Here is a 6048-nt window from a genome sequence, read left to right on the forward strand (position 1 = left end):
TCGGCCCTGTGCGCATGTGACCGGCTCGTATTCGGCTTAACGTGGCTTAACGCCTTAATGGTCGGCTTGCCTTTGCGTACTTCTATAATCGCGACGCCCGGACAGGTCATCGACGTGTCGAACGCAAGGATGCGAATAGGCTTGGCGGCGGTCATGCGGATTCTCCTTCTCGTACTCTCTCGATAAATGAGAGCGCCTCTGCGTACTGCTGCTTCGTACTTGCGTACATTCCCGATCTGCGAACCTGCGCTACTTTCTCGCGAATGGTTTGTAGTTCCTCGTCCGTCAGCGACTTAGCAATCGTAGTTTTATAGTTGTTGAACGTCCATGCTCCGAGATCAAGCGCCGGTGGTGTACCTGCATCGACCGCATTTCGGATTTCTACGAATCTATCAAGAATCGCGTCAATGTCATGCGGCTTAATTTCGATGCCGAACGCTCGGATGTCCGGCGACTTCTCGAACTCGCCCTCCGGATAGACCCACGATTTCTTGGACGCATTGACGTAGAGAATAACGTAATAATCGACGCCATACATCGGCCCGTAAGTCACGCATTGTGCTACGTGTTTTGCTTCCGGTTCACGCATCGAATGTAGCGATGTCTTGGCGGCGGTCGTTTGCTTCGACTTGATTTCGAGGCCAACCCGTAAGATTTCGCCGTCTGCCGTCACGTACCGCAGAATACCGTCGCAGGTCCCGTATAAGTAGAACGTCTGCCCGCCGCGCTCGATCTTGTGATTGCGTTTGGCGAAGTCCTCGAATACAGGCGTTCCGTCTTCGTTGCGTTCGAAGTCAAACGGACACACGCGGCCTGTCTTTTTACCGAAGTGCTTCGCCATGAACAAAATATCGCGCTGTATCATATCGCCGATCGCCGTTCCTAGACGCGTCCATCGTCCTTGGTATGGCGGCTTGGCCTCGACGTCCTTTTTCGCGTTCAGCGCCTTGTGATATAGTTCGCGCGGACATGCGTTTGATGCCGACGGTGAGAAGTACGGGCGCTTCGGAAATACGTTTGGCGCGTTCGCATACCATCGGTGGATATCTGCGTCTAACTGGTTATCCCACGTCTCGGGCAGCGAGTGCCATTCGTTAAGATACGATACAAGTTCATCCGCGATTGATTGCGCAAATGATGGCTCGGAAGAACCGTCGTTACTAAGTAATTGAGCCGCTAATTTTCGTTTGTCTGCCGTCAATTAATCACGTCCTTTTTAGGTTTACAATTCTCGAAGTCCCAATCATCCGGACTGTATTCGTCCATCCAACACGGCTCAATTACCGTGTCACAACCTAACGGAAGTACGAGCGTAAATGTGTTCGTCATAATGTCGTCAAATAGCTCGACCGCTTCTTCCGTTAGTTGCTCGTTTGGAGTAGCCGTCTTCAATTCATCGTGAAGCGTCAGCGGGAACTCCCAGCCGCGCTCTAATACACACTCGTAATAAACGCGTATCATACACATCTGTAAGATATTTGCGCCCGATCCCTGAATCGTATGGTTAAATGCAGCGCGTTCGCAGCCGCCAGTAAATCGCATTAAGTCCCAAAACTCCGATCGATCTTCCCAACGCAACTTATTCGTTTTCTTACCGAGGTCCGGATCGTTTTTGTCCGTAATTCCGCATTTGCGCATCAGTTGGCAAAGTCGTTTGTACTTTTCGACATAGCCCGGAAAGCGCCGCTTCTGCTTAAAGATTGTCGCCGTCCATCCGTGCTTACGTAGGTGTTCGAATGTAGACTCAACCATCCCCTTGAATCCCGGAAGAATCTCGTCAAACTTCTCGTAAGCGACTAACGCCTGATCCTTGCCGATCCCGAACGGAATGACACCCTTGTAGAACATATCGAATGCTTGACCGTATCCTATCGCGAGAAACATTTGCTTCATAGCTTTACGATAGGCCGGCACGGAATCGTTGGTACCTTTTACGGATTTATAATAATCCTCCGTACAGATTTCACGCGGGACATCGAATAAGATAGAAGCGAACTCAACGTAAGGGTCTAACCCACGTCGGTACATATCCGCAAATATCTCATCGTTAAATTCTGTCGCCATTCTATGCGCTTGTATTCTCGGTTCAATTGACGATAAATCCGAGCCAATGAACGTATGGCCCCCCGGTGGTTTAAACGCCATTCGTACGCGCTGACCTTTTTCAGTTCGCGACGGAATGTTTTGAATGTTACGCCCCTTTTCCGTCTTCTTCGGCGCATCTACTAATAGACGCATGTATTCGAGAAAATTCTTATCGTTGATATCGTTTCTGTAAATCTCGTTATCTTTTCCAGTGTATTTTTTCGAACTGTAGCGCCCCGTTGATACAGTTTGTAATTGCGTATGAAGACGCCCATCTACGTCCTTAACGTTAGGAATTCGATTGATGAACGTTCCTAATAACGTAGATAATTCCGAGAATGTCGCCAGTGGCTTTAGTCGCTCGTCTTCTTTAAAATAAAGCGCGAGAACGTCCTTACTTACGGCGCGCGTCTTCTTCTTGTCGATAATCTTCGTCTTATCTTCAATTCCGAGAACATCGTAGATTAAATATTGTAGGTGTTGGTCGGAATCTAAGTTAAATTCGTGTATGAAATCGGGCGCATTCTCCGGAATGGCGGACGCAAATGGCTCCGTCTTATACTTCCGGATACGTTCCTTAAGCTGCGTATATTTCTTAGTTGCCGGGTTCGCTTTCTGTAGTTCCGCCTCACATTTCGCAAGCATATCTTTCTGTTTCGCAATTTGCTTTTCGCGGTTTTCTTGCCATGCTCGGATTTTATCTCCTTTTATGTGCATCGACATTGAACGTAAGAACTCGGCATCGATTCCGTATGCTTCGTTAATATCATCTATCGCTTTCTGTAACTGCGGTTCATACTCCGATTTAAGGCGCAACAATTCAGTATCATCGATTACGAAGCCAGTTCGCTCGATTGTCGTGTTAACCTCGTATAGATATTGACGGATCTCAAAGTACGGATAGTATAAGTCGTCGATTTTCAACATCATATCGATCTGCCAACGAGTTAGATACCAGCCTTTTTCAACGTCTTTTATCGCGTATATGCCAACGATTTCAGGCGAATAAATCATCGGGGAACCTTTTCCGAATAGGTCCTCGAAAGTATATCCGTCCAGGTGCGTCGTTCCTGTATGCTCTTTGTATTTCGTGTCTAATTCCTTAAGGCCAAACGACGGCTCATGCTCGTTCATTAATCGAGCAGCATCTAGCGAATCGTATCGGAATCCTTTTGGTTTCAGCCCGTCATTCAAGAACATTGCATAGTCAAAGGGCGTATTGTGGAACGATTTTATGTGTCGCGCGTCTTCGATAAATACTCGACAAATATCGAGTGCGGCTGACCGTGTACATTGTTCATCTTCGGTTAAATGGCCGTACGCGACGTAGTAGCCTTCATTTAAACACGGGAGCCAAAACGAATAGCCGCCCGACATATCCATAAACGTATCTGTACCGGATGTCTCCGTATCCCATTCCGTAAATGAAACGACCAAAGGAACTTCGATGCCGCGCTCAGATAACTTGCCGCGAATATGCGTATTGTTGAATAGATCGAATACTTTTCGGAACCACGGGTCTAGTTGCTGCGCCTGAACTTCGGCTCGTAATCGTTCAATCATAGGCGCCAGGTCGGCATCTTTTGTAATAACGTAGTAGTTATCGGGCTTCGTTCTTAGCGTCTCCTGCATACGTTCGTGTCGCAAAGATTCGTTTTCTTTTTCAAGATGACGGCGTCCGATTGCGCATGCTTCAGTTTTAGTCAGCTTCGTATTTTTAGTACGTACTAGCTCGCCGACTTTCTGCGCTCGCCAGGCCGCTTCAAATTCGCGACGTTCTTTATCGGAGAACTTACACGTTCTCTTCAAGCGATCGAATGCTTCGTCTAATGTTTCCTCTGACTTGGCCGCTTGCTTACGTTTAGCAACTTCGGTCGCCGGCGCCGCCTTACCCGCATTTACGTTTAGTTTTAACGGCTTGATTTCCACGTCGCGTCCTCCTTTCTTCGTTAAAAGTCGACATCAGCGCTAAAGGTATAATTTGATTCCGTAGGTTTCCTGTAGGTGTTTCTTAATTTCGGCGTATTCTTCATCGGAAATCTCCCACGTTTCAAGGAATTCGGAGAAACTGCGCTTTGATGCTTCCTTCAATAATCCGTACATTAACGTTCCAAATACTGCGTTATCCATATTTCGATCTCCTCCCGCTTAAAAGTCGATGGTTTCCGTCCACTTCCGTCTATGAGCCGTCTCATTTTCCGCATAAAACTCCGACCAGCAGCCACCGTCGCAACAATACACATCGTTAAGTGAGTCGTAAACGGCGGACTGGCCTTCGTGAATAGGCGCTTGACAGGCAGCGCATTTAGCTGCGATCAAAACGTGCCTCGACCGGTGTGATTAGTGTAATATCCTTTGGTAATTCGCCGCATAGTCCGTACTCTTCCGTTGAACACATGACTTTTCTATCGGTGATTTTTCCTACTTCGCAAATCTCACCATCGCTAAGATACTTCACTAAATCGCCGACTTTATACTCGTCAACTTTGCGTCCGATCTTCGCCCATTTCGCTTCTTCTGCGCTAACCTTTTCGAGTGAGGACGGTTTTGCGTAGTCGTAGTCGTCGTCACCACTATGTTCGAAACGTAGGTATCCGTCTTCACCTGATAAGTCCGTAATTTTAACGATCGCCCCTCCGACAATGTCGCTATGGAAAGTATCGCCGACCACCTTCGCATAATCGCCGACTTTTAGGCGTACGTGCTTCTTGCGGAATAAATCATAATATTCCTCGGGCCATTGATGCGGCTCATTAACGTCGTCTGTTATCCGAACTATTGCGCCTCTAACTCCTCTTACAGTATAAAATCCGCCAGGGGTTACGTCGTAACGAGCTTCCTTTGTTAGACGAATAATATCGCCAACCTTTGCGTCTCCCTCAACGCGTTCATACTCCGCACCTTCATACGCAACTTTCGTAATTTCGCCACCCACCATATCGAGCGTCTTTACGCCTTTTAATGCCGCCATCGTTTCGTCCTCCTTTGATTGGCCGTCCGACCCGGTAAGGTCAAACCGCCTCCGCTTCGTTTTCTAACGCCGCCAAGAATCCGCGGTCTAGGTTCAGTTTAAGTTCGTGCCATGCTCGGGCGCCTTCGTTCTTACGCGGCATCCAATAATCGGTTATATTGCGACATTCGAACATATACGCTTTGGTCTCGTTGTCTTCGATCAGCACGCCGATAAAATAATCCGTATCAGATTTCGTATAAGCCTGACCGGTGTTCTTGCGTCCACTAACCGTTAAGCAACCGCGGCTGTCCCGACGGTCGCGAATCGTCTTAACCTGAATACGTTTGATTGCGCCCGTGATCGGCTCGGCCGCGAGAATATCATACGGCTCTTCGGTTTCTGGCTTACTAACGCCTGACCAGCCGGCCGCCATTAAGGCAGCGCGAGCGATCAGTTCGGCGAATTTGCCAATCGTTTCTTCTTTGTGCGCCATTATTCGGCCTCCTCTACGCCATGAGAGGCGAGGATTTCGTTAATTTCTGACGCGATATCAACCTCATGTAAATTCGACTCATCCCGTAAATAAGTAAAATCTTCTCCCCACCGTCTCGCTAAGCCGGAATTTATTTCCAACGGAGGCACTTCATAAGCCGAGGCCGCTAATACGATCAACTCCGCCAGCGAAACTTCTACGGTGACTTTTTTCGATAAATCTAACGTCTGCGCTTCCGTTTTAATTTCTCGCATCTATGTGCCCTCCTTAAAATTCGAAGTTTTCTTCGGTTGGTAGTTCTTCGTCTACTGCGCCGCCGTCAATCGATTCTCCGATCAGCGCCAAATTAAATCCGGCCGCGACAAGGTTTTCGAGCATTTCCTTTTCATCAGCTTCGTAAATTAAGCCGTCAAATAAAGTCATATCGAATTCTTTACCGTCTTGGTCCGCAAAATGCTTACGTTCCGCTTCCGTCAGGTCTTCTTCCATATCGATAAGGGGCGTTAATGAAACGACT

6 protein-coding genes and 1 pseudogene are annotated in these 6048 nt (G+C 47.9%); all 7 read right to left on the bottom strand.

Annotation, left to right across the window (positions count from 1 at the left end; all coding sequences use genetic code 11):
- Window positions 1–151 precede the first annotated feature (151 nt).
- Window positions 152–1201 carry a hypothetical protein gene (locus V7L95_RS04140; protein ID WP_340968166.1) on the bottom strand — a complete coding sequence of 350 codons (1050 nt, stop codon included), beginning with the start codon at window positions 1199–1201 and terminating at the stop codon, window positions 152–154.
- Window positions 1198–4014, bottom strand: a complete 2817-nt coding sequence (locus V7L95_RS04145) for a DNA polymerase (protein ID WP_340968167.1) — start codon at window positions 4012–4014, stop codon at window positions 1198–1200. The genes V7L95_RS04140 and V7L95_RS04145 overlap by 4 nt, the downstream gene beginning before the upstream one ends.
- A 39-nt stretch (window positions 4015–4053) precedes the next feature.
- On the bottom strand, window positions 4054–4215 hold the full coding sequence (locus V7L95_RS04150; protein WP_340968170.1) for a hypothetical protein: 162 nt from the start codon (window positions 4213–4215) through the stop codon (window positions 4054–4056).
- A gap of 175 nt (window positions 4216–4390) precedes the next feature.
- Window positions 4391–5056, bottom strand: coding sequence for a hypothetical protein (locus tag V7L95_RS04155; RefSeq protein ID WP_340968171.1), 666 nt, complete (start codon window positions 5054–5056; stop codon window positions 4391–4393).
- A 40-nt stretch (window positions 5057–5096) separates the two neighbouring features.
- Window positions 5097–5531, bottom strand: a complete 435-nt coding sequence (locus tag V7L95_RS04160) for a group I intron-associated PD-(D/E)XK endonuclease (RefSeq protein WP_340968173.1) — start codon at window positions 5529–5531, stop codon at window positions 5097–5099.
- Window positions 5531–5785: a hypothetical protein gene (locus tag V7L95_RS04165; protein WP_340968175.1), complete on the bottom strand. Its 255-nt coding sequence runs from the start codon at window positions 5783–5785 to the stop codon at window positions 5531–5533. The genes V7L95_RS04160 and V7L95_RS04165 overlap by 1 nt, the downstream gene beginning before the upstream one ends.
- 13 nt (window positions 5786–5798) lie before the next feature.
- A pseudogene (locus V7L95_RS04170) lies at window positions 5799–6048 on the bottom strand (hypothetical protein); the annotation flags it as partial.

It is taken from the genome of Bacillus sp. PPSBB_11, from assembly GCF_038023285.1.
GTDB classification, from domain to species: Bacteria; Bacillota; Bacilli; order Bacillales; family Bacillaceae; genus Bacillus; species Bacillus altitudinis.